The organism is Neobacillus nitrireducens (assembly GCF_030915405.1).
Taxonomy (GTDB): domain Bacteria; phylum Bacillota; class Bacilli; order Bacillales; family Cytobacillaceae; genus Neobacillus.
Genome location: NZ_CP133262.1, coordinates 942,141 through 965,282, shown reverse-complemented (window position 1 = coordinate 965,282; position 23,142 = coordinate 942,141). Strand labels below are relative to the sequence as shown.

The window sequence follows — 23,142 nt, the reverse complement described above, 5'->3', positions numbered from 1 at the left end:
TTTTCCCTCTACTCGATTCAATATAAAGAATGGAGGGAGGAGAGGATTAGCTCTTCCCCCTTTTTTATTTGCAGTAGTTGAAATATAATAAAATCACATACATAGTAGAAGGAAGTGTTAGGATGATAATTCAGCGTCCGCAATTGGAACAGTCAGAGTTGACGAAATATATTCCGCCAAAAGGTGAGTATGAAACCTTTCTTGATATTGATCATTATAAGGTGAAGTTAAAGGAATGGGGTTTATCCTCGGCACGGGAAGCGAAAAAGGAATTCTGGTATAAGGACCGAAACTATCAGCGTCTTGTGACCATTAAAGGATATGAAACTTACGGGAGCGCGTTGGATATTAATACGTTAGTGATTGAATTCCAAGACGGAAATCTCACCTGCATCCACCCGGCCTATTTAAAGGAAATGCAACAATCGAGCTTTGGAAAGGAAAGCCTGTTAACTTTTGATGAAAAAGAAACCGCTGGCCCCGACCTTGTGACAAGTGATGGAAATGACCCAATAATTGCAGAGGTTACCTCTGAACCTGCCGAAAAACCTGCCAAAAAGGAAGCAGTAAAGCCACCAAAAGCAAAGGAACCTAAACCTAAAAAGGAGAAGGCACCAAAGCTCGAACTTCCGATGGATAAAGTTCATTTTACTGCATGTGTCAAACAGTTTGCGCTTGTCTACAATCCATTTAATGAAGAAAATGATGAAGTAGTTGTCTTAGAAAATGTACAGGTCATCCATGCGGAAAATCCACTTGAAATCGGACTGGCTTGGTGCAGTCACAGCAAGACACTCAAAAAGTTTGAACTAGTGTTAGGGGATTCACTGGAATTCGATGGAAAAGTGGCTGCAAAGAAGCTTGGTAAGGGAAAAGATGTGGACGAAGAATTTTTAGTAGATGTGCCTGTGCCATATAAAATCAATAATCCGTCAAAAATTGTAAAGAAATAGGACGCTCTCATGGAGGTCCTATTTTTATATTTTTAAGGGAGATAGATCTCTAACCGTGCCTCTCCCTTTCCTAATGTAAAATAATTTTGAAAATCATTGTTTCTAGCAACGGTATCATAATTTTTCAATGAAATGGTTAGGGTATTGCCATCCTTTTTTGAAAATATAAGCTGGTCATTTAATAATTGGATCGAATGAAAGTGAAACCCATCTCTTTTCCATAAAAAATCCTCGTCATCATAGTAGTTCAGAATTACCTGTCGATTGTGATAGCTTTCAAAAACACCAAAATCAATCCTATGTTTTTCCATGTCAATATCACCAGTCCCTTTGTATTTATTTTAAAATAATGAAAATGTTGAAGTTGTGATTGGAGTCACATCTTGAATAGAAGAGGTTACAATCACACATCGTGTCCATTAGAATTTAACAAGTCAATTACTTCAATGTCCTCCAATTTAATTGAGGAATATTCATCCAATATAGAGTATAATGAAGTTTCGGACTTTTATTTATCAAGGAGAACCAATCTATGAATCAAACCTTTACTTTAAAGGAAAAAACAAAGCAAATATTGATCTTGTTAATTCCTATCTTAATTACTCAGCTAGGGATGTTTTCAATGGTGTTTTTTAATACGATTATGTCAGGGAAGTTCAATTCCACCGCATTAGCCGGAGTTGCGATTGGCTCGTCGATTTGGAGTCCGATATTTACGGGGATCAGCGGGATACTTCTAGCTGTTTCACCTATTGCCGCCCAACGCTTTGGTGAAAAGAAGAGCAATGAAGTGGCATCAATTGTGAAGCATGGAATCTATCTGTCCATTCTGATTGCATCATTGGTGATCATTTTTGGATGCTTTTTGTTAGACCCGCTCCTGGATAAAATGAAACTGCCAACAGGTGTTCAAGATACTGCCTTTGATTATCTAGTTGGACTCAGCTATGGAATTCTGCCTTTATTTATTTTTAATGTGTTAAGATCCTTTATTTATGCCCTTGGAAAAACAAGGGTCATCATGATCATCATGTTATTATCATTACCTGCTAATTTCTTTTTGAACTATGTGCTCATCTTTGGAAAATTAGGTTTTCCGAAGCTTGGGGGTGCTGGGGCAGGGTATGCGACATCATTTACGTATTTGGCGATTATGCTGATGACGGTCTTCATTGTTAGAACACAAGAACCATTCTCTTCGTACCCGGTTTTCGCCGATATTAAAGAGTTTTCTTGGGATAAATGTAAAGAAATATTAAAGATTGGTGTGCCGATGGGCCTTTCAACATTCTTTGAAACGAGTATGTTTGCATTGGTTACCATTCTTTTAAGTAAATTTAATGTTACTACGATTGCTGCCTATCAATCTGCCTTAAATATTGTTTCGTTTCTTTACATGATCCCGATTAGTATTTCCACTGCTCTGACTGTACTTGTCGGATATGAAGTAGGGGCAAGGCGTTATAAAGATGCCAAACAATACAGTTGGTTAGGTGTTTATCTGGCTATTCTAATTGCCGTTGTGACTGGGTTATTGGTAGTCATCTTTCGCTATCAAGTGGCTGGTTTTTATTCGAATGAAACGGCCGTTATCAACTTAACAGCTAATTTTTTAATCTTTGCACTATTTTTCCAAATTTGTGATGCCATTCAGGCGACTGCACAAGCCGCCTTAAGAGGGTATAAGGATGTCAATCTTGCCTTTATTATGTCATTAATCGCTTATTGGCTCATCTGTCTTCCAGCAGGTTATCTGCTTGCTAATTACACTAGTTTAGGTGCAAGAGGCTATTGGATCGGCTTGACCATCGGCCTGCTCGCAGCCGGAATCGCCCTTTCCATTAGGCTCATCTACATTCAAAGGAGAAAATTTGTCAGTGTAGAAAATTTTTAAAATAATTGGCTTCCGGAATCTTCCAGTGGTAAAATATAAATGATGGTATGTTTCAAATCTGCAAGTGAGGTGACCCTTTATGGGAAGGGAAGTGCACTTTAAAGAGGAAGAATTCGTACTAAAGTTAACAGGGGTTTTAAGCCTTTTTGCACTAAAATGGCAGTTAAAAATTCCTTATAAAACGATTAAAAATGTTTATATTGATGACTTTGACCCGCCTATGTGGATGCTTCGCATGCCTGGTACTGCCATCGCACCACTTAATATTTATGAAGGCAGTTTCAAGTTTGGAAACGAATGGTATTTTATTTCATCTGAACATAAGGTACCACTAGTCCATATAGAGCTTGAGAATTTCGGAAAATATAAATATGTCATTTTTGAAGTTGAGAACCCGAGAGCTGTAATGATTGAATTAAGAAAGAAATTAAGAAAATTAGAAGACTGAAAAGTACACGTAAAAAAATGCTATGGTTTAAGGCCATTGCATTTTTTTACGTCTGGCTTTACGTTTTTTTACCAATCGCTTAACTACATATATGCTGCCGATTAGTGCAAATAAATTTAAGGGATCTCCAAGGTTAATGGTTAAAGTGAAATGATTATTTACTCTTATATCATTTTTGTTGTTATTGGAACCTGGTTGGCTATTATCCTCTTTCATTTCCTCCACAAACAAGCACCCCCTACATTAAATATATTATAGGTTTATTCACAAAAAATTCCAACTTATTATCATCGACTAGTAATCTACAAAAATAATGACGCCATTCTATTAAGAATGGCATCTGAAAAATTAATATAATTTTTTTAAGTTAAATAGTTTAGAGAACAAAGTTTGATTCTTATCAGTTACCTTTAATTCTTCCATGATCAATTTCTCTTGATTGGTTGTAATCCAATTCTGTAATTCTTGTTTATCTTTACAAAGCGTATAATATGTTTCCCCACCTTTACCAAGTGCGTTGACAACATATCTACAAGTGTTCGCCATAATGTCCACCTTTAAGAATAAATTATTGTTTTATATATGGATTATATCAGGCTTATAAAAATAGTCCATCATTATTTTTCACCAAAATCATCTAAAATTCTTCTCCATCGGTTAAATATGAATATAATGGGAGCATCCTATATTATCAAAAAAAAATTATCCCCCCGTATCTTTTCAGCTAATTTGAAACGTTAATAATGTAGAGAGTGCAAAGGAGTGAAATCAATGTCATACAAACTTAGTCAAGTCACCCTGGAGGGGAAAGAGCTTGAAGATAGGATTGGGGAGGATTTTTGGATTGAAAATTATCCAAAACTCCAACGATATTGTCACTTTCTCACCCGAAATGGATGGGATGGAGACGAAATTGCACAAGAGACTTTTATCAAGGCGTTAAAATATTGCAGTAATCAGCAAAAGATGTCCACTGCTTTACTAAATAAGATTGCTTATAATCATTGGGTAGATATGCTTCGAAAAAGAAAAAAGGAAACAGTGGAGGCAAATCTCGATTCTGCCAATACTGCTTTAACCAATTCACTGGATGACACAAGGGAATTGGTGGATATACTCCTGAAGAACTTTACGCCTAATCAAGCGATTATTTTTTTGTTAAAAGAGGGATTTCAATACCAGCTGAAGGAAATCGCATCAATATTAGATTCTACAGAAATGGCAGTGAAGTCCAATCTTCATCGTGCCAAAAAGCGTTTGGAAAAGATAAATGAAGAACAACAATTCCTTTCGGCGGAAACCTTTTGGGAAGAGAATGAAAGGGAACAGCTTTCGGATCTATTTTATGAGGCATTAAAAAATCAAGATCCAACTATCCTCATTGAATCAATTCCATTAAGAATAAATAGTGAAGTTTCTATGTTGGTGACAGGTAAAATACGGTCCAAATCAGATTATTCTCCTTCAAGCACTCTCTGCATGGCTGCATAGCCAAATTGCTTTTAAGGAGGGATTGGAATGAGTACCATTCCATATGTAATCGAACAATCGAATCGTGGGGAACGTTCTTATGATATTTACTCAAGATTGTTAAAGGACAGAATTATCATCATTGGTGATGAAATCAATGAACATACTGCCAATAGTGTGGTTGCCCAATTATTATTTTTAGCAGCAGACGCACCGGATAAAGAAATTTCGCTTTATATTAATAGCCCGGGAGGCTTGACTACCGCTGGCTTTGCTATCTTTGACACAATGCAATACATTAAGCCGGACGTCAGGACAATCTGCACAGGAATGGCCGCTTCATTTGGGGCGATGTTACTGCTTGCCGGAAAAAAGGGAAAACGGTATGCACTGCCGAATAGTGAAATTATGATTCATCAGCCCTTAGGAGGGGCAAAAGGGCAGGCAACGGAGATTGAAATTTCCGCACGAAGAATTTTAAAGCTAAGAGAGCATATCAATCAAATAATTTCAGAAAGGACCGGACAACCGCTTGAAAAGGTAGCGAAGGATACGGACCGGGATTACTTCATGAGTGCTGAAGAGGCGAAAGAATATGGGATCATCGATGAGATTCTCTATCCGAAATGAGGTTAATTTGAGTATGTATGGTAGGGAATAGAGGATGGAACATGAATTAAAAGAGATCATCAAAAAGTGTGATATTGCAATCAAATCAGAAGATTTTGATACGTTGATGAAAGGCGACTTATGTGTTTAAGAAAAATTCACAAGGTGAATGGCTTTGTGCAATTGATAACTCATATGGTACAGAATTAATCAATCATTAGAAAGCTCAGGTATGAATAAAAGGAGTTGATAACCTACCATACGTGGGTAATCAACTCCTTTTGTTATTAGTTTTAGCACAATTGTGCCCAAATGGTCGACCTATCTTCCACGTTATTTTCAATGATGGTGTAGGCAGCATTCGTAATGGCTTGTGATAGTGTTTTTCCGGTTGCACGGACGTCATTAAAGCTTGCTTCAGATTCTCCATTGGTTGTAAAGGTATAGCCAAAATCCTTTAATCTGTCCACGATTAGCATGGCATGGTCAAGATTTTTCTCGGGCTGGAAATCAGATTCGTGGATGAAGGTAGCCTTTTCATAATCATACCAGCGATCCCATCGATTTAACTTCCAACCAAGTATTCTACGTGCAATCGAATCAGTTTTGTTCATCGTAAATTCCCCTTTTCTCTCATTTTTTATAATTCTTATTCATGTTAGTAGTAACCCGAAATGTTTAATTTGGTTATTCTGTTATGTAACAGATTGTTGATAATAAATATATTGTATAACACGTATTGATATTTTGCTACTATTTATTTGAATTTTTAAAAAGTAATTTAAAGACTCGAGTCGAAGAGGTTTGCAAACCATTTCCGCCTTCTCGTATTGATTTTTGCGTAGGTATGAGAATTCATAGGCGGAAAATTTCCGTCTAATGTTTATAGAGGGAGCTCAAGAGGCAGATTTAAGCATAAAAAAATCCCTTAAATAAGGGATAAACAATTTCTACCGCTTTTTCTTTTTTGAATTATCGACAACAAACTTACTTTTAGTAACGACCTCGATGGTAACAAGCACATGAACATTTAGTTCATCAACTTTCTTAACACTTGATACCTTCGCTTTACGGCCTTTAATTTTTAACTCTTCACCTTCGGTTGGCAGTGTATTTAATAGTTGAGTTAATAAAACGTTATTTTTTTCAATAAAATGAACAGCAAACATTTTGGTCTCACCTATTTCTTAGGGGATTTGATACATAAAAAATGCTCATATAAAATATATGAGATAGATTTAGACCAAATGACTAATAAAAAAATTTTTGAAAAAGAATATTACCTTATCTCCAAAGAAAATTATATAAGAACGTCTCTAAGATGTTTACAATTAATATATAATTATGGTGAAAATAGGTATAGTTAGGACATAAATGCGCTCGGGGGCTATATAGTGACTTTATACAAAGAAGATTTAGTACGAAAAATAGAGAATATAAAAATAAAAGGTACAATGGAATACATAATTAATCGAAATAAAATGTCAACATCTTATAATGGGGATTATTTCTCATTAAATGCAAAGGGCACAATGTTTCAAATGGATAATTATTGTTTTGGGGTAGGCTTTGGCTTAACTGGCGATGTTTTATTAAGTGATATCGAAAGTGTAGAAAACTATATTCGAAAAAAGGGAAATTGTGCAACTATCCATTTTGAAGTAACCCCATATGCTAATCAATCCTTACTAAAAATACTCCAGGCTAAAGGTTACACCCTAGATCATTTTCTAACGGTTTGGATACTCAAATTAGAGGATTGGAATCCCAGTAAGGGCAAATGGAAAAATGAAGATATTTCCATTGTAAAAGTGAGTGCAGAAGAATCATCTGAATGGGCCCGGACGGTTGCATTGGGTTTTTCAGAAAATCAGAAAACAACAGAGGATTCAATCGAATCAGTTAGAGGATTTTTTAATTTATCTAATTCAGCTGCTTTTTTAGTAAAAGAAAAGGAAGAAAGTGTGGCAGGTGGATTTATAGTGATATCAGACCAGCTGGGTGAAATGTTTTTAACTAGTACGATTCGAACACATAAAGGGAGAGGCTATCAAAACCTGCTGATTGAAGAAAGAATAAATTATGCAAAATCTAAGGGTTGTACCTATTTGACTGTGACGACTAAACCGAATAACACATCGGCCAGGAATATGGAAAGAGCGGTTTTAAATTAGCTTATAATAAAGTAATAATGAAGGGCCCGCAAATCGAATAGTTGTATGGACAGCCGCCGCTATGAAATCAAGACTAAAATAATTAAAATGTAAGGAAATAAAAGGCTCTCACGTTGTGTATATGTACACAACGTGAGAGCCTTTCTTCAAATTTTCGTAATAAAGTTGTCTCCTAAAAGTTTTCATATAGCTTACCGTTAACTCTTTTAATTTCCTCTTTTAATTGCTTGTTTTCCTTTTCTAATTCTCGAATGCGTTCGCGAAAGACTTGAATTAAGCTATCTTTATTCTCAACATTCATATTCTTCTTTATATTCTTTGGAGATGCCACTTCTCGTTGTTGCTGACGAAGGGTTTCAATCCTTTCCCTTAGTTCAGTTTGGTTGTATAAATAAGACTTAGAAACTCCTGCTGCGATTGTAACAGTATTGAAATTTATTTTTTCATTCTGCTGGATCAATTGTTTAATCGTTTGTTCAACCTTATCAACTGTTTCTTCTTTTTTCTTTTTTGCATATGCAACGACTGCCTCAGTATTTCTTTTGTGTTTCATTATTTCACCACACTATCTTTTCTTTCCTGAGCTTGTAGTAATATTCTTTTGGCACTAGAACCACGGTGAGCTTTACCCTCGGTAAGTTGATCCCTAACTCTTGTTAGATTGTTCAATTGTTCTAGCGTTTTTTCGTTGTATATTGGGTAATGCCTCGTCATTTCTATATGTTCTTCAACCTTTTTGATTTCTCTGTTAAAATCGGGAAGATTTTCGGGGGTTGTACAAAAATTAGGACATGTTAAACAAGGTGTAATTACATATGGACAACCCTCTTTTTTAGAAGCCAAACAATAGCCTAAAGGAACACGTACTGCCTCAATATTACTTTGAATATATTCCCAATGGATAAGGTCCTCATCCAAATTCATTTCTGATACTCTCGCCATACCAAGGTCAACTCGTAAGAGTGGACCCTTTTTTTCTTGTGCCTTTAACCATTCTTTTCTAAGGGTATCATCGGCAATTTTGGCATACCTCATTGTCATTTCAGGTGAAGAATGGGCAAACCATTTCATAATGTGAGTTAAATTCATTCCAAGGTTGATTAATTCTACACCTTTTGTATGCCGGAATGCATGGTTTCCAAAGTGATAGACAGTTCCGTTTTGATCTACAATGGAATATCTTTCAGCCCAACGATTTAATGCATCGCGAATACTTTGGTCAGTGAAAGGTTTTCCCTTCCGTTTTCCTTTTGTTCGAACAAATAAATACCCTTCGGGATTGTTCTTATGTGTTGTTTTGTCTTTTGTTTGCTCTATAATGACTTGTAAAACTTTAGCTAGTTCCTTATCAATAGGCACTCGGTGTTGTTTCACATCTGTTTTTGGAATATCTCCTTGTAAATAATAACCATTGTTTGTGGGTATCAAACAATTTTGGAACCGGAGGTTCAAAATATCACTTATTCTCCATCCGGTAGCTATAAGTAATATCACAATTGGTACATATTCTTTTTCATTATCCTTCATAGGTGGATTAACGTCTTCTGGATTCAGGTTTATAAGAAGCTCCAACTGATTCATGACGGTTTCAGGAATATATTTAATTTGATTTTCATTTTGCTTCGGTTGCTTCAAAAAATCCTCCCTAAAAAATAATGTGCCGATATGCTTTAACGGAGCTTCAGATCGTTCAGAACGTTGAAGATACTCTAAAAAGTATTTAACAGATGAAATCAAAAAATTCCTATAATATGGGCTATAAGAGGAGTTACTCTGATTAAAATAAATTAAATACTTTTCAATGTCTTCTCTTTTTAATTGGCTAAAATCTTTCCAATCTGGATGTTGTCCCTTAACGTAGTTTAAATAACTACTGATCCCTATAATATGACCAGCTAATTTACCCTGACTTAAATAGGTTAATGCATAAGCACAATATTCCTTTACTATTTTTCGAAATGGTGTAGGGATTTTCTCAAAAGAAAGGAGATAATGGGTTCCGTTTATTGTATACCTTGCATTCGGTATCTTTCTCAAATCCCATACATCCTTCTCAAGCTCTTCCCGTGTATCATAGAAGTGAGATAAATATTTAATAATTGAATTAAAAACTGTAATATGTGAGGAGTTATTGCCACTCTTTGTTATTATTCTGATACCTGTATTGGTCAAAAAAGTTTTGTATTTCATTAAGCCCTGATTAAAAGGTATATCTACCAAACTCTCAATCTTAGAATAATATTTCTCCAAGAAATGACTTAAGTGTACAAGTGAAAATGAATACAACACTAATGTACTAAGGGATAAACTCTCATTCACCAATTTATTAGCGAAGAAAAATTTAATTTCATGTCTAATTGAATTAGATAAGAATGTAAAATCTATTTTTGTTTTCGAGGCGGACCAAGAACTACCACCACCGTATACCTTAAAAAAGGAGTTTGTTAAATCCCATACATCATTTTCAAAATACCCACACAATTGCTCTTGAATCACTGCCGTTTTCTCGGATGTTACGCAGGGTTGATAAGCAACAGTGTTACTCTTCATTTTTCTCCTCCCTTAATTGTTTTTGCATCATAGCTTTCTCCCAATCATTCCGTATATCATCTTCAGAAGGGTGAATATACATTTGAATTGTTGTTTGCACATGGGCATGTCCTGCTCGCTTTTGAAGAGTTTCAGGACGCATTTCACCTGTTTTCCATAACTCCGTTATATTTGTATGACGTAACATATGGGGTGTCGCATCTATTCCAGTTTTTGCTTTAAGACGATTAAAAAGTGCTTGAATGCAATGATAATCGAGGGGGCTCCCTTTTTGTTCCCCGCGAAGTTTTATAAAAACAAAATTTGTATCAATCTCGTCTGTATGAATATCTATGATATAAGCCCGGTAAAGGTTAGCTAATTCATTTGATATATCAAGCGTGCGGGGGCTACATATTGTCTTAATCTCTGCACCATTAATAAGTTCTCCACGATCTCGTATTGTGATCTTTTTTGCTGCTGGAACAATATCAGAAAGGTGAAGTGATAGGGCTTCACCAATCCTAATGCCTGTCTCATAAAGAAGTGCCAATAAAAATTTATCCCTGACGTTCCGACATGCATCAACTAATTTTTGTACCTGTTCTGATGTCAAAACTTTTAACTTTTCCCTTGGTTCCTTAAGTTTCAAAATCATAATATTTTTTGATTTATTTTTAAGTGTGTGGTGGAGAAAGCCCTTGAAACTACCCCTAGAGGCGAGTATCTGACTTTTCAGACGCTCAGATAAATCCAAAGCGTAGTCTTCATGCCTCATCAAATAATCATAAAATGAGTAGACCTTGTCAAGATAGATATTAATTGTACAAGCCTTTCTCGTTTTAACATCTGTTTGTTTTATATTAATTACCTTTAAATCCCGATAGGGATTCTGAAGCCACCTAACAAACTCCGCCATATTGTCAATTCCGATATCCCTGTAATCTGCCTGCTTTTGCTCCAGAAACTCAAAAAATAATTTCAATGCAAAGCAATAAGAACGGAGTGTATTTCTGGAAGATCCAGTGTTGTCCATATACTTGAGGAATTTTACTACTGGTTTTACAAATTCCCCATGGTTATCTTGAAGTAAATATCTCTTTCTATTACCTGAGACAATGATCTCTTGGACTTTCATAACCAACCATCCTCTTTTACTTATTTAATGGGGAATTTACTCCATTAGTAAATTTCAATCATATTGGACTTATCCTAATTTCAACAAAACAGAATGTACCTTCGTAGTATACTTTGACTACTATAATTATGAAATAGGGTTTTACTGTCAATAAAGTACAATAAAAAGGGATAAACCCCACGTAGAATACGTTAAGGTCTATCCCTAATTATAGTTGTGTTTTATCATAGGTTGCTTTACTTTCTTTGTGAGCAGGAAAAAGAAAAGTAAAATAGGAGGGGAGTGATCGAAACTAATTCTCCTATTTTACTTAACTAATATTCTTTCATTAATTATCTGTACAAAACGAACTAGATATGAATTAATGATATAATTCCCTTGGTCATTTTTTACAATAAAGTATCTATTTTGATCCATCATTTCGACTACTTCTTGTTCAACATCTTCTTTCTTTACATCTAAATCTTTTATCACTTTTTCGGTTATTATATCGTTATCAAACGTATAGCAAATAGTAAATTCCTTCAAAATTTTTATCCTTTCTGTTAAAAATTATTTCTTTTCAACTTTCACTAGGCCCTTACCTAAATTATCTTTTTCAAAATAGCAGATGACCACATCATGAACCCGGATTTTGTCTCCTGAAAGGATGTTCTTTGATGAAAAAATAATATCCGTCCCGTCTTCATTTTTTCCATAATATTGATTTCCTTTTATTTTGCTAATCTTGTATTCTACCATTGTGTAATTAGTGGAACCATTACTTTTAGTTATCGTATGGTTAACAGGAGCGGATGCATGGTCATTAACTAATACTAATGCAATTAAAACTGATGAGAGCACCAAAAGGATGATTACTCGTTTGAACATTTTTCACAACCTCCTTCTATGTATTTTACGAGATGCTTAAGGAAAGTAAATCCATCTATCTTCCTTAAGGCTTTGTACCTATATCGAATTTCAAGCAATATAAAAAATGGTATAATGTTTTTAAAAAATATTTATTTTACATAAATAAGGAGATTCTGATAGATGAAAACTGAAAAAGAGAAAATGGTAAATGGCGAACTTTATAATGCTGCAGACCCAGAATTGGTAAAAGAAAGATTGAACGCTCAGGGGTTAACCAGGTTATTCAATCAAACACTTGAAACCGATGTATACAAAAGGACCGAACTTTTAAAAGAACTGTTTGGGACAACTGGAAAAAGTCTCTACATAGAACCAACATTTCGATGTGATTACGGGTATAACATCCATCTTGGTGAAAATTTCTATGCGAATTATGATTGTGTGTTTTTGGATGTTTGCGAAATTCGCATCGGTGATAACTGTTTTATTGCACCTGGAGTACATATCTATACTGCAACACATCCCTTAAATCCAACGGAAAGAGTATCAGGTGCTGAATACGGGATCCCGGTAAATATCGGTCATAATGTCTGGCTTGGCGGGCGAGCGGTGATTAATCCTGGGGTTAATATTGGGAACAATGTCGTTGTCGCTTCTGGGGCTGTCGTAACAAAAGATATACCAGATAATGTAGTTGTGGGTGGAAATCCTGCGAAAGTTATTAAGCATATTGAAGTTTAGTAAATGACTACATCGATTGGTCCATCGGAACGTGACCGATGGACATTTTACCCTGCTCCTAAAGCGTTTGGACCTCGTATATAAAGAGAAATCTTCCTTACCTACATATACTTCAAATGTTGGTCACCATAAAAAATCTTTAAAATATAATCAGCATCAGGGACATTCTGAATTTTAAAACCTAACAAGAACTCTTTATTGTCATAGGGCACTTCTTTAAATGAAACAGAAATATCTCCTTGTTCACCGATCATCACAACTGCATAGGGTGCCAAGGGCTGATAATTGCAACCTAAAGAACTCGGGTTAAGATAGAGTCGCTCCTTAGACTTAAAGTGGTGAATTACATGATGGTGGCCAAAACAAACGATATCAGCTGCGGATGCTCGGTAATGCTCATCAAGCTTCTTATCAGATGGTTCTTTATCCAGTGGGATAAAATCATTTTGTTCACTTAGATGGTAATGAACAAAATACAGCTTTTTACTATTGTATACCGATTCTAAAGTGACAGGAATCTCTTTCAAGAAGGGAATAAATTTTCGGTCAAGATGGGATGCAATCCATTGATGATGGATCTTTTCACTACCCCTGCTATACGGCTCTCTACCCGCAATAATATCCAAAATAGCTTCATCGTGGTTTCCCATCACAAAGGAAATATCAGCTCGTGAGCTTAGTAACTGAAGAACCTCGTTCGTTTCATAGCCAATCCCGACCAAATCCCCTAAACAATAGGTATGCTTTATTTCTTGATCCTCATTAATATCGTCTAAAACAGCCTTTAAGGCAGAGTAGTTACCATGAATATCAGTTATGATTGCTATTTTTTCGTTCATTTTAATTCTCCGTTTTTCTCATAGTTTAACTACTTGCCATCAATTACATGCAAATAGTTGGTGAACTAATTTTGGAAAGAATTACACATAATATAAGGGAAAGTATATCTGAAAAGGAGAGTAATATATGAAAGCACCATTTATATTAGGACTTGGTATTACCTTCTTATTATTAGTTCCACTTGGCATTTATACAAATAACTTTCCATTCTGCGCAATTGGGCTAACTGGTGCTGGTTTATCATTTATATTGTTGAGTTTAAAAGTAAAAAACGACTGGAAGGGATTCAACAGAATACAAGAATTACCATATATCGGATCATCCGTCACATGGGTATCTCGCTTGGTTATTTTAGGGCTTGGAGCTCTGGCATTATTTAGTGCCTCAAGCTTTTGGGCAGATTCACCTGCTTACATAAAAAAAAATTACACAAAATTAGAAGGGATTCCTTCAAAAATTATTTATGAGCAGCCTGCAAAAGGTGAAATTGGAGGGCCGGTAACCATCATAATCAACAATAAACGCCTGAGTATTGCGCCCAATCCACACTACCCCATCGATAAGAATATGGATGGGAGACGATTCTTAATTAATTATTTGCCAAACACCAAATGGGTAATGGATTACAAAATCAAATAAAAACATAAAAAACTAGGAGGCTCCACCGGAGTCTCCTAGTTTTTATCTTAAATTGCCTGTTCTTGCACAGCTTTCTTACGTTTCTCGACAATAATCGTCCCGCCTAATAACCCGAGTAAGGAGAAAAGGACCGGAATGATAAAACCATAATGATAGCCAACACTACTTGCTGAGGAATGGAAGTGGTCTAACACTTTCCCAAAAATGCTTGGCAAAAGGACGGCACTTAAAAAACCGCCCATATTCGCAAAGCCGGAAACAACTCCGACTTCTTTGATATCAAAGGATTTTCTAACAATGGCAAAGGTTAAGGCACTCGCCCCATTACCATAACCGGTTATAAAGAAAATAACCATGAGCAAATAGATTGGCGGCTTACCATTCATTATTAGGAAGGAAGCCCAGCTTAAAAACACGATGCAGTGAACAACAAGATACGGACGCTTGATGGAGTCGATACGGCTCGAGATCCAGCTGGTTAATGGGGCACCGATCATTGCCCCCACAAGGCCGACCATAATAAGCTGACTCGAATCTGATCGAGATAATCCATACACATGCATCCCATAGGGGACCGCCCATGAACCAATAAAGCCTACATAGGTACCGACCGTTCCAAAGTGGCAAAAGAAGGCTGCCCAAGCTTGACGACTGGAAAAAATACGACGCAACATAACCACCGTTTTTTCACGAGGCTTTTTTGGTTTCTTCGAGGGTGTTTGATTCCAAACATAAGATTTAGGTTTTTTTACAAGCACAAAATAAAGGAGGATGCCAGAAAGAATTAACAAAACTCCTGTTGTAAAAAAGGGAGCTCTCCAGCCTGATACAGTAATCCATGCGGAAAAAGGGACAGTCGCGAGCAAAAATCCTAAACTGCCGGCCATCCCGGCAATACCGAGCAATCCGATAAATTCCCTCACTTTAAACCATTGACTTAAGATAAGGACTAAATTTACCCAAATAGCCGCATCACCGATACCTACTAATAATCTTGCGAAAAGAAATACCACTTCATTCGAGGCTAAACTATACACTAACGTTCCCACCCCATTAAGAAGTGCCCCGATGACTAGAAATAAATTAGGACCAAACCGATCCGAAAAAATCCCAATGGGAATCTGTAATCCAGCATAAGCAAAAAATTGAATACTTGTCAGTAATCCAATCGTAGCGGCTGAAATGTTGAAATCCTTCATCAATTGATCGGATATTAACCCCGGTGCGGTTCTTTGACTTACAATTAATAAGTAAGTAAATAATACTGACACAAAAACGACCCATCGGTACTTGCTTGTTTGTTTTTCCAATAATCTCTACTCCTGTTTGATATAATTTTCTTATTATACTATATAAAAATAAATAATGGACTTTAGAGATACTGGCAAGGGTCAGCCTTCCAATTATATTGGGAAATTTTTTTCATTCTTTAGAATAGTAGTTTCGGCTTATAAATAGTATAATAAACTTATAAATTGTAGTAAGGAGACACCTGTATGAGCATAAAACCAAAAAAGTATAATTTTTTTCAACGATTTGGACGTGCTTTTAAGTTTAATATTACTAAACTTCTTCGGTCTCCTGGTGGAGCAAGAAAAGTATCATTAGGATTTGCACTTGGACTAGGATTGGAAATGTTGGTTCTTTCAACTGGTTCACTTATTTATATATTATTTGTTCCGATTGTCCGATTAGCGAAAGGTTCCTTACCTGCATCGATTATTGGGAATGTCATCGGAAAATTAACCTTACTTCCAGTTATTTTAATACCGTTTGCTAAAACACTTGGGAAATTGATCTTTCCAATGAAGGTCCATTTAGGGCGCGGGCACAAATCGTCATTTTCTTTTCAAAAGTTAATTCACGGTGATTTTCATAGTTTAGTTAGTGTTCTCCATGGAGGGTTCCATACTTTAATAGGAATGACCATTTTCGGGGTGATTCTAGGTACATGCTCATACTTTATTGTCTACCATTTTTATGAAAAGGAAAAGGCGAAAAGGCTAAAAAAACGACGCAATAAACATGAGTTGACTCTCAAATCAGTAAAACAGAACTATATATAATTGACCTAGGAAAGAAAGCGTCATCACTAAGTTTATGTGAGTAGTATTCTTGAAACAAAAAACACCCGTCCACATTCAATTAGCAATTATTGAATCGTGGAGGGTGTTTTTTTCAATTCATACCGAACTTTTTCTAAATTGATGTTTAAATTGATACATCATTTGCTCGGAGATGGCGGTATAACCAGCCAAATTAGGATGGACGCCATCAGGTGAAAGGTTCTGCAGATGATCCCCGTTAATAACCTTGGTCGTTTCGATGACAATCGACCCGGGATTTTATTAGCAACTTCATAGATATTAAGATTCCATTTCGGCAGCAATTTATCCGCCAATGAATACATCTGTTCATCAGATGGTAATGGATTGTACAATTCTAAGAATACAATCGTAGCATTGGGATTTAGCGAAGTAATTTTGGCCGTAATGTCTGACAAATTGTTCGAGAACGTAGTTTGTAATTGGTCATAACTTTGAAATACTGTACGAAAGTTTTGTCCGTTTGCCATTCGAAGGATGTCATTGCCGCCCACATTAATTGTGACTATGTCGGCATCCTTGATCAATTTATCAAATCGACCATCCTGAACCAGGTTGTTTAGTTCACCACTCGTTATCCCGTTCATTCCTTGATTTTGAAATTCTATCCTTTTATCGGTTTGTTCTGCTAATTTACTAGAAAACAAACTGATAAAATTTTCATTTTTTCCGGCACCTACACCACGTATGATGGAATCGCCGAGCGCCAAATGGTGTATCGGTGATGTTTTAGCTGTGCGATAATAATTGAGATAAGAGATTTGGTTATCGCTCTTGCTTGTTGCAACCGCGTGTTTTTTCATCTGGTGTATTTGGTACTGTGGATAAAAAAACCATGCAGAAATACCAAGGCCAATGAGCAATACGAAAACGGACAGATATTTAACAAATTTCATATTATCCACTCCTTGAATATTCAATTATAACAAAAATATTCAGGGAGTGAAATAAGTAGGTAGTGATTTCCAGACTATTAGAGTGAAGAGAGAAGAGAGAAGAGGTCTATATCTAAAAAGGCTGCCGGAAAATTTTCCGGCAGCTGCTTTCTTATCTAAACATCCTATTTACAGAATTCGTAAAATCGTTCCATAGACCATCTCGGTTTGTTCCAGTACGAATATCATTGGTATAGTTGGTCATTCGACCGAACGTATCGGTATCGTAAGAAATATATACATTGTCAATACTGCGATCAGCAGCACGAACTTGATTTTTGATTTTTCGGTCCAGTGAAGTGGTGCCGCGTCCATTAAGATCAGTGGCACGTTTAACACGTCCATTCAAACTTGTTCCAGTGGTTCCAGTAATGTTATCGTTGTAGCGATTACCCGTATTAGCATTCAGGTTAGTAGAGCCATTGGCCCCAGTGGTGCCGGAATTATAGCCATTCCCGTATGTGGCATGCATATTTGGACCCGTACCTGTTGTACTGCCACCGGCGCGCGTCCCATTTTGAGTACCCTCTAATCGGACGGCCACATAAGCATCATTATTGCGAATGATGACATTTGCACGATCGACCTCTTTTAAATTTTCCACGTTCTGAACGGCACGAGCGGAAACACGTAAATTTTGGTTAGAAACATTCCTGACATTCACATCATTTAAGGCATTGTTTCTAACATTGTTGACACCCATATTGCCTGCATTATTGTCATTGGCTACATCGTTATTAGTATTTGCACAGCCGGTTAATCCAAAAAGGCTTGTTGCTAAAACAAAGGTCATCCAGCTTTTTTTCACCAATATAGTCACTCCCTTAAAAAGTCTTACAAACATATCGTCACCTTTTTAAGAGAATGTATTCGAAGAAACGAACAGGTAAATTTTGAATGGATGCAGGGGGACTAAAATACCGTTTCTCCAAGTAGCAGTACTTTTAATTGTTCCTTAGGTATTTGCTGCTTTCCCCATTCTTGGATTAATCGTTCCAACGCTTCTGGTCCTGTATCATCAGCTAATCGGTAGGTGCCATAATGCATCGGAACAAAATATCTTGCTTTTAATTCACTGAAGGCTTTCACACTGTCTTCTGGTGAAATATGGGCCGGTGCCATAAACCATTCTGGCTCAAAGGCGCCAATGGGCATAAACACTGTATCAATCGTGAAACGTTCGGCAATTTGTTTAAAGCCGCTAAAATAGCCGGTATCCCCGACAAAATACAATGTTTCTTCAAGAGTTTGAAAGATCCAGCCACCCCAATGTGAGGTATTTATATCCTTCAGCGACCTTCTTGTCCAATGCTGTGCAGGGACAAAGTGAAAGCTAATTCCGCTGTGTTCAGTACTTTCCCACCAATTCATTTCGACTACCTTTTGATAACCTTTTTTGTTAAAAAGAGACTTCAAACCAGCGGGAACAAAGAATTGCGGATTCCCTGGTAATTTTTTAAGAGTTGGGAAATCCAAGTGATCGTAATGGCCGTGCGAAATCACAACCACATCAATCTCGGGCAATTCTGCTAACGGGAGACCCGGTTCTGTTAACCTTTTTTCTAGTCCCATCCGCTTGGCCCAAACTGGGTCAGTTAGGATATTGATCCCATTCATTTGAATGAAAAAGGTGGAATGACCCACCCATGTATAGGAAGTCTTACTTCTGTTTTCATTTAGTTCTAGAACCTTTTTAGAAGGACACTGTTCAATGTTTACGGTTAAATCTTTCACTTTCTTCCTGCGTTCCTTCTGCCATTTCTTCATATCCTTAAACGTTTTGTAGCTTGTGACATTATCTAAATTCGTATAGGTCTTCAATAATACTCCCCCTGATTTTCTGATCATCCAATATTACTGAATAGTTAAGTACAGAATAGCATGCTTTAGTGTTTTAAAAAAATAATATCACCCAATGTAGGTGAGTACTTGTGTTCTTGTCAGAATCATTTTAATGTGACGAGTAAATAATACGATTAATGTCATTTTACAAAATAACTGATATGGGAGAACTAAATAAATGGAGAAAACACGCAAAGGGCTTTCCGCCTGGCAGTTAACCATGATGGCTTTAGGAAGTGTAATTGGAGGGTCCTTTTTTCTAGGTTCATCCGTCGCAATCCATGCCGCAGGGCCATCAATTTTAATATCCTACATTTTAGCAGGTGGATTAGTATATTTAATTCTATATGCCTTATCTGAAATGACCGTCGGCAATCCAACCACAGGATCCTTTAGTACTTTTGCGGCTCGAGAACTTGGCGAGGGAACGGGGTTTGTTGTGGGTTGGCTTTATTGGACAGGAACCGTTTTATCCATGTCAAGTGAAGCGACAGCTATCTCCATTCTAATCCGTGAGTGGTTTCCGAATGTATCCATTGGGTTATTGGGAAGTGCGATTATTATCGGTGTTACACTCCTTAACCTACTAGGTGCTGATAAAATTGGCAAGCTGGCAAGCGGCTTATCAGCAATAAAAATATTCGCGATTATTTTTTTCATCATCACGGCCATTGTATTAATTCTCGGTCTGTTTCCGGGAAATCCGCCCATCGGTGCGGGTGAGTTAAAAACTGAGCCGATCATGCCTGGTGGGATAAAGGGGATCGCAGGAAGTATGCTGCTGGTGATTTTTGCTTATGCAGGTTTTGAAATCATTGGACTTGCGGCAACAGAGGCTGAGAATCCACGAGATACGATTCCTAAAGCGATTCGGTATACCGTGTTTTCACTTGTTGGTTTATACATCCTTTATGCTGCTGTTCTTTTACCCCTAATTCCTACAGCAACTCTTAACGAAAACGTAAGTCCGATGGTGGCCTCCTTGGAAAGATGGGGGATTGGCTGGGCAGGGAAAGCAATAAATATTGTGTTAATATCTGCCATCCTATCTGCTATGCTGGCTTGTATATTTGGGCTTGGGAGAATGATTAGGTCGCTTAGTGACGAAGGACATGCGCCAAATGTGCTAAGGGATAAAACGGACGTACCGTATCGCGGAATCCTATTTTCTGGATTTGCAATGCTTGTTGGACTCGGCTTTGGCCTCTTGTTTCCTAGAGTGTATTTGGTGCTTATCACGACGGGCGGCTTCGCTTTGATCTTTACATACACCGTGATTATGGCGAGTCATATTCGCTTCCGCAAAAGAAACGGCTGTCCTCCCGAGGGTGTATGTCAAATGCGCGGGTATCCGTACACTTCTTGGACTGCTTTAATCAGCATGATTATTGTCCTCATGTGTATGCCGTTTATTCCCGGCCAGGGAGTAGGGCTGGTAGCAGGGATTGTTATGGTAGTGGTGTATTCGTTGATTTATTATGTGATGAGATTAACCTCGAGGAGCAAAGTGCAGAATACGACAAGAAAAGGGAACCCTATCATGAAACATCAACCAAGTTTTTTGACTGAATTCGCAGAGGAATTGAACAAAAGTCACCCGTCAAACGAATCACAGGATATACTCCAACGCAATCCAATCAAGGACAATGACGAAATGTTTGAAGAAGAAGAGAGAAAAAGAGAGCGTTATGATGGATGATAAGTAATGTCTGGGATGCGATGCTTCTATTAGAGAAGCATCGCCTTTTCTTTTTTTGTTTCGTTCATAATATGTTTACTTTTAGAGACATGGATGAATACGTTTTTATGCTATTCTTTATTTAAATGATATATTCTTGGAGGGGTATTTAGTGAGCTGCGGTTGTCATCCGGATTTAAAAGATGGGAAAGAACTGGTTGATCATGTGAAAAGTAAAGGGAAAGATCATATTGCTCCAACAGTTGCACACGAGATTCGTTGTGAATGCGGAGAGACCTTTACATTAGAAACAGTTATTATGAACTGTCCAAGCTGTGAAATGACTTATGTGGTTACACCTTGTGGGTCACACGATAAAAATAATATTAAGCTTGCCGGCATTAAGTACGCGTTATCGTGAATTCTTATTAGAATTCACGATTTTTTTTTGCTGTTGAAACAATTTTTTAACTAATTTTTAATGTTTCATTCATACGATTTTTAGGTTGTCACACTATACTATCCCTGTACTCAATAAATTGAAACGGATTTGAAAGTAGTTTACGAAGAAATTTATATAATGCGGTGAAAAAATGTTTAATTTTTGGAAGAACGCTAATCTAGAGAAAAAGAATTTATACATTGCAACACTTCTATTGATCGTATACGTTTCACCCTTGTTTATTTTAGGGGAAAACGCCCATATAAGGGTTCATGATAATTTAGATTCTAACATTGCCTGGTACAAAGTGTTGAAAAATAGCGGGCAATTATTTGGCGGGATTAACAGTACACTCCCGCAAATTATTAATGGTCTGCCGCGAAATGCTTTTGGAACTGAGTTCAGCGGGATCGAGTGGTTACATAACTTGTTTCCATCCATGTTCGCTTATTCTGTTAGTCAAGCAATTACAAGAGTGTTTGCCTTTCTAGGTATGTATATTCTCCTAAAGAAACATTTTGTAAGGGATGAAGAAGCGTACCTGATCCGTGTATGGGTATCGGTGGCTTTTGCCCTGACCCCTTTTTGGCCGTCGGGTATGCTTAGTACGCTGGGAATGCCACTCGCCTTATGGGCTTTTTTGAATATAAGAGAGGGTAGTCATACCTGGAAAGAGTGGCTCACTCTTATATTGTTACCGTTCTATTCAAGTTTTGTGTTAGGATTTTTCTTTTTTTTATGTTTCATGGGGATATTGTGGCTAAGAGATTTTCTTGTGAAAAGAAAAAGCAATTGGTGCTTCTTTTTCAGTATCGCACTAATGACGGTTATTTATTTACTGATTGAGTATCGTCTAGTTTACTCGTTAGTATTTCCTGATGCACCGACCAGCAGAAATGAATTTGTTAGTTCAAAACTTAGCTTTTGGCACACCATCCGGTTAGTTTTTAAAAACTATTTTTGGGGACATACACATGTATTAACACTTCACAGCTTTATCATTGTCCCACTTTCTTTTCTGGTTTTATGTATGTTGAAAAATAAAAAGAGAGACTGGTTAGAAAATCGCTACCTTTATCTTTTCATGTTTAATATCGTTTTATCAGTTTGGTATGCTTTTTGGTTTTATAAAGGCTGGGAGCCGCTAAAGGAGCGTGTTTCTCTCCTAAATACATTCAACTTTGCAAGATTTCATTTCCTGAGACCGTTAATCATTTATCTCATCTTTGCAGTTGGTTCGTATTTACTTTGGAAGTTAGGAAAGAACTGGCGGAAGTTTGTTAAAATATGTCTCATTCTTCAAATTTTAGTCTTGTTTGCAGCAAATGATGAAATTGTCTACAGAGTAGCTGGAAAGCCTTCTGTAAAGCAATTCTATGCGACAAGTCAATTTCATGAAATTAAAAAATATATCGGTAAACCCCAAAGTAGTTACAGGGTGGTAAGTATCGGACTCCACCCGGCAATTGCTCAATACAATGGTTTTTATACACTTGATACGTATAATAATTTCTATCCCTTAGCTTATAAAAAAGAGTTCCGGAAAATCATTTCGAAAGAATTAGATAAAAGTCCTGCATTGAAGGAATACTTCGATGATTGGGGCGGCAGATGTTATCTTTTTGTCGCAAAGTTAGGGAAAAATTATGAGTTCAAAAAAGATTCAAAGGTAAAGCTTGACCATTTAGAAATTAATACAAATGTACTTAAAAAGATGGGCGGAGAATATATCTTCTCAGCGGTCCCGATCTTAAATGCAGATGAAAATGGGCTTGTATTCAAAAAAGCCTTTGAGCAAAGAGATTCTGCTTGGAAAATTTACCTTTACCAAGTCAAATAAGGTTGGAAAGGAG

Annotated in this window: 27 protein-coding genes and 1 pseudogene; 13 read left to right on the top strand and 15 right to left on the bottom strand. The window is 36.8% G+C overall.

From position 1 onward, the window contains the following. Positions 1-122 precede the first annotated feature (122 nt). Entirely contained in the window at positions 123-953 is an 831-nt protein-coding gene (locus tag RCG22_RS04730) for a hypothetical protein (RefSeq protein WP_308105944.1), read from the top strand. A gap of 32 nt (positions 954-985) precedes the next feature. On the opposite strand, the gene RCG22_RS04725 is transcribed toward RCG22_RS04730, so the two are convergent. Then, positions 986-1,264 carry a hypothetical protein gene (locus RCG22_RS04725; RefSeq protein WP_308105943.1) on the bottom strand — a complete coding sequence of 93 codons (279 nt, stop codon included), beginning with the start codon at positions 1,262-1,264 and terminating at the stop codon, positions 986-988. Between the two features lie 221 nt (positions 1,265-1,485). Here RCG22_RS04725 and RCG22_RS04720 point away from each other — a divergent pair, with 221 nt between their 5' ends. Further along, complete coding sequence (locus RCG22_RS04720; RefSeq protein WP_308105942.1) at positions 1,486-2,847, top strand: MATE family efflux transporter; 1,362 nt, start codon at positions 1,486-1,488, stop codon at positions 2,845-2,847. A 79-nt stretch (positions 2,848-2,926) separates the two neighbouring features. Beyond that, positions 2,927-3,295, top strand: coding sequence for a hypothetical protein (locus RCG22_RS04715; protein ID WP_308105941.1), 369 nt, complete (start codon positions 2,927-2,929; stop codon positions 3,293-3,295). Positions 3,296-3,322: 27 nt separating this feature from the next. Here the strand turns inward: RCG22_RS04715 and RCG22_RS04710 are convergent, their stop codons facing one another. Together RCG22_RS04710 and RCG22_RS04705 are read right to left on the bottom strand one after the other, a co-directional pair. Then, positions 3,323-3,520, bottom strand: coding sequence for a hypothetical protein (locus RCG22_RS04710; RefSeq protein WP_308105940.1), 198 nt, complete (start codon positions 3,518-3,520; stop codon positions 3,323-3,325). Between the two features lie 123 nt (positions 3,521-3,643). Continuing rightward, positions 3,644-3,841, bottom strand: coding sequence for a hypothetical protein (locus tag RCG22_RS04705; RefSeq protein WP_066253763.1), 198 nt, complete (start codon positions 3,839-3,841; stop codon positions 3,644-3,646). Positions 3,842-4,066: 225 nt separating this feature from the next. On the opposite strand from RCG22_RS04705, the gene RCG22_RS04700 reads away from it, so the two are divergent. The 3 genes and pseudogenes from RCG22_RS04700 to RCG22_RS25410 all read left to right on the top strand — a co-directional run. After that, positions 4,067-4,786, top strand: coding sequence for a sigma-70 family RNA polymerase sigma factor (locus tag RCG22_RS04700; RefSeq protein ID WP_308105939.1), 720 nt, complete (start codon positions 4,067-4,069; stop codon positions 4,784-4,786). A 27-nt stretch (positions 4,787-4,813) separates the two neighbouring features. Beyond that, positions 4,814-5,395, top strand: coding sequence for an ATP-dependent Clp endopeptidase proteolytic subunit ClpP (clpP, locus tag RCG22_RS04695; protein ID WP_166260093.1), 582 nt, complete (start codon positions 4,814-4,816; stop codon positions 5,393-5,395). Positions 5,396-5,505: 110 nt separating this feature from the next. Then, a pseudogene (locus tag RCG22_RS25410) lies at positions 5,506-5,595 on the top strand (DUF4440 domain-containing protein); the annotation flags it as partial. 72 nt (positions 5,596-5,667) lie between these two features. Here RCG22_RS25410 and RCG22_RS04685 read toward each other — a convergent pair. Both RCG22_RS04685 and RCG22_RS04680 read right to left on the bottom strand, forming a co-directional pair. After that, a complete protein-coding gene (locus RCG22_RS04685) occupies positions 5,668-5,988 on the bottom strand; it encodes a BC1872 family protein (RefSeq protein ID WP_098261556.1) in 321 nt (106 codons plus the stop codon). A gap of 336 nt (positions 5,989-6,324) precedes the next feature. Next, positions 6,325-6,543 carry a hypothetical protein gene (locus RCG22_RS04680; protein WP_308105938.1) on the bottom strand — a complete coding sequence of 73 codons (219 nt, stop codon included), beginning with the start codon at positions 6,541-6,543 and terminating at the stop codon, positions 6,325-6,327. Between the two features lie 225 nt (positions 6,544-6,768). Here RCG22_RS04680 and RCG22_RS04675 point away from each other — a divergent pair, with 225 nt between their 5' ends. Beyond that, positions 6,769-7,548, top strand: a complete 780-nt coding sequence (locus RCG22_RS04675; RefSeq protein ID WP_308105937.1) for a GNAT family N-acetyltransferase — start codon at positions 6,769-6,771, stop codon at positions 7,546-7,548. Between the two features lie 172 nt (positions 7,549-7,720). Here the strand turns inward: RCG22_RS04675 and RCG22_RS04670 are convergent, their stop codons facing one another. From RCG22_RS04670 to RCG22_RS04650, 5 genes are all read right to left on the bottom strand, one after another. Next, complete coding sequence (locus RCG22_RS04670; RefSeq protein WP_308103758.1) at positions 7,721-8,101, bottom strand: DUF6262 family protein; 381 nt, start codon at positions 8,099-8,101, stop codon at positions 7,721-7,723. Further along, positions 8,101-10,098 carry a tyrosine-type recombinase/integrase gene (locus tag RCG22_RS04665; RefSeq protein WP_308104352.1) on the bottom strand — a complete coding sequence of 666 codons (1,998 nt, stop codon included), beginning with the start codon at positions 10,096-10,098 and terminating at the stop codon, positions 8,101-8,103. Before RCG22_RS04665 ends, RCG22_RS04670 begins: the two co-directional genes overlap by 1 nt. Beyond that, entirely contained in the window at positions 10,088-11,215 is a 1,128-nt protein-coding gene (locus RCG22_RS04660) for a tyrosine-type recombinase/integrase (RefSeq protein WP_308104587.1), read from the bottom strand. Before RCG22_RS04660 ends, RCG22_RS04665 begins: the two co-directional genes overlap by 11 nt. Positions 11,216-11,521: 306 nt before the next feature. After that, positions 11,522-11,743 carry a hypothetical protein gene (locus RCG22_RS04655; protein WP_308105936.1) on the bottom strand — a complete coding sequence of 74 codons (222 nt, stop codon included), beginning with the start codon at positions 11,741-11,743 and terminating at the stop codon, positions 11,522-11,524. A 24-nt stretch (positions 11,744-11,767) separates the two neighbouring features. Next, positions 11,768-12,085, bottom strand: coding sequence for a hypothetical protein (locus RCG22_RS04650; RefSeq protein WP_308105935.1), 318 nt, complete (start codon positions 12,083-12,085; stop codon positions 11,768-11,770). A 162-nt stretch (positions 12,086-12,247) separates the two neighbouring features. Here RCG22_RS04650 and RCG22_RS04645 point away from each other — a divergent pair, with 162 nt between their 5' ends. Then, positions 12,248-12,808: a sugar O-acetyltransferase gene (locus tag RCG22_RS04645; RefSeq protein ID WP_308105934.1), complete on the top strand. Its 561-nt coding sequence runs from the start codon at positions 12,248-12,250 to the stop codon at positions 12,806-12,808. A gap of 101 nt (positions 12,809-12,909) precedes the next feature. Here the strand turns inward: RCG22_RS04645 and RCG22_RS04640 are convergent, their stop codons facing one another. Continuing rightward, complete coding sequence (locus RCG22_RS04640; protein WP_308105933.1) at positions 12,910-13,647, bottom strand: metallophosphoesterase family protein; 738 nt, start codon at positions 13,645-13,647, stop codon at positions 12,910-12,912. 127 nt (positions 13,648-13,774) lie between these two features. On the opposite strand from RCG22_RS04640, the gene RCG22_RS04635 reads away from it, so the two are divergent. Then, positions 13,775-14,287, top strand: a complete 513-nt coding sequence (locus RCG22_RS04635; RefSeq protein WP_308105932.1) for a hypothetical protein — start codon at positions 13,775-13,777, stop codon at positions 14,285-14,287. A 47-nt stretch (positions 14,288-14,334) separates the two neighbouring features. Here RCG22_RS04635 and RCG22_RS04630 read toward each other — a convergent pair whose 3' ends face one another. After that, complete coding sequence (locus tag RCG22_RS04630) at positions 14,335-15,597, bottom strand: MFS transporter (protein ID WP_308105931.1); 1,263 nt, start codon at positions 15,595-15,597, stop codon at positions 14,335-14,337. Between the two features lie 186 nt (positions 15,598-15,783). Here RCG22_RS04630 and RCG22_RS04625 point away from each other — a divergent pair, with 186 nt between their 5' ends. Beyond that, positions 15,784-16,353, top strand: a complete 570-nt coding sequence (locus tag RCG22_RS04625) for a DUF2062 domain-containing protein (protein ID WP_308105930.1) — start codon at positions 15,784-15,786, stop codon at positions 16,351-16,353. Between the two features lie 158 nt (positions 16,354-16,511). On the opposite strand, the gene RCG22_RS04620 is transcribed toward RCG22_RS04625, so the two are convergent. The 3 genes from RCG22_RS04620 to RCG22_RS04610 form a co-directional block, all read right to left on the bottom strand. Continuing rightward, entirely contained in the window at positions 16,512-17,288 is a 777-nt protein-coding gene (locus tag RCG22_RS04620) for a GDSL-type esterase/lipase family protein (protein WP_308105929.1), read from the bottom strand. 151 nt (positions 17,289-17,439) lie between these two features. Continuing rightward, positions 17,440-18,135 carry a YhcN/YlaJ family sporulation lipoprotein gene (locus tag RCG22_RS04615; protein WP_308107092.1) on the bottom strand — a complete coding sequence of 232 codons (696 nt, stop codon included), beginning with the start codon at positions 18,133-18,135 and terminating at the stop codon, positions 17,440-17,442. Between the two features lie 104 nt (positions 18,136-18,239). Beyond that, positions 18,240-19,175: an MBL fold metallo-hydrolase gene (locus RCG22_RS04610; RefSeq protein WP_374049428.1), complete on the bottom strand. Its 936-nt coding sequence runs from the start codon at positions 19,173-19,175 to the stop codon at positions 18,240-18,242. Between the two features lie 172 nt (positions 19,176-19,347). On the opposite strand from RCG22_RS04610, the gene RCG22_RS04605 reads away from it, so the two are divergent. The 3 genes from RCG22_RS04605 to RCG22_RS04595 all read left to right on the top strand — a co-directional run bounded on the left by RCG22_RS04605 (position 19,348) and on the right by RCG22_RS04595 (position 23,129). Then, entirely contained in the window at positions 19,348-20,868 is a 1,521-nt protein-coding gene (locus RCG22_RS04605) for an amino acid permease (protein WP_308105928.1), read from the top strand. 151 nt (positions 20,869-21,019) lie between these two features. Next, positions 21,020-21,268: a hypothetical protein gene (locus RCG22_RS04600; protein ID WP_308105927.1), complete on the top strand. Its 249-nt coding sequence runs from the start codon at positions 21,020-21,022 to the stop codon at positions 21,266-21,268. 172 nt (positions 21,269-21,440) lie between these two features. Then, a complete protein-coding gene (locus RCG22_RS04595; RefSeq protein WP_308105926.1) occupies positions 21,441-23,129 on the top strand; it encodes a DUF6044 family protein in 1,689 nt (562 codons plus the stop codon). Positions 23,130-23,142: the final 13 nt, after the last annotated feature.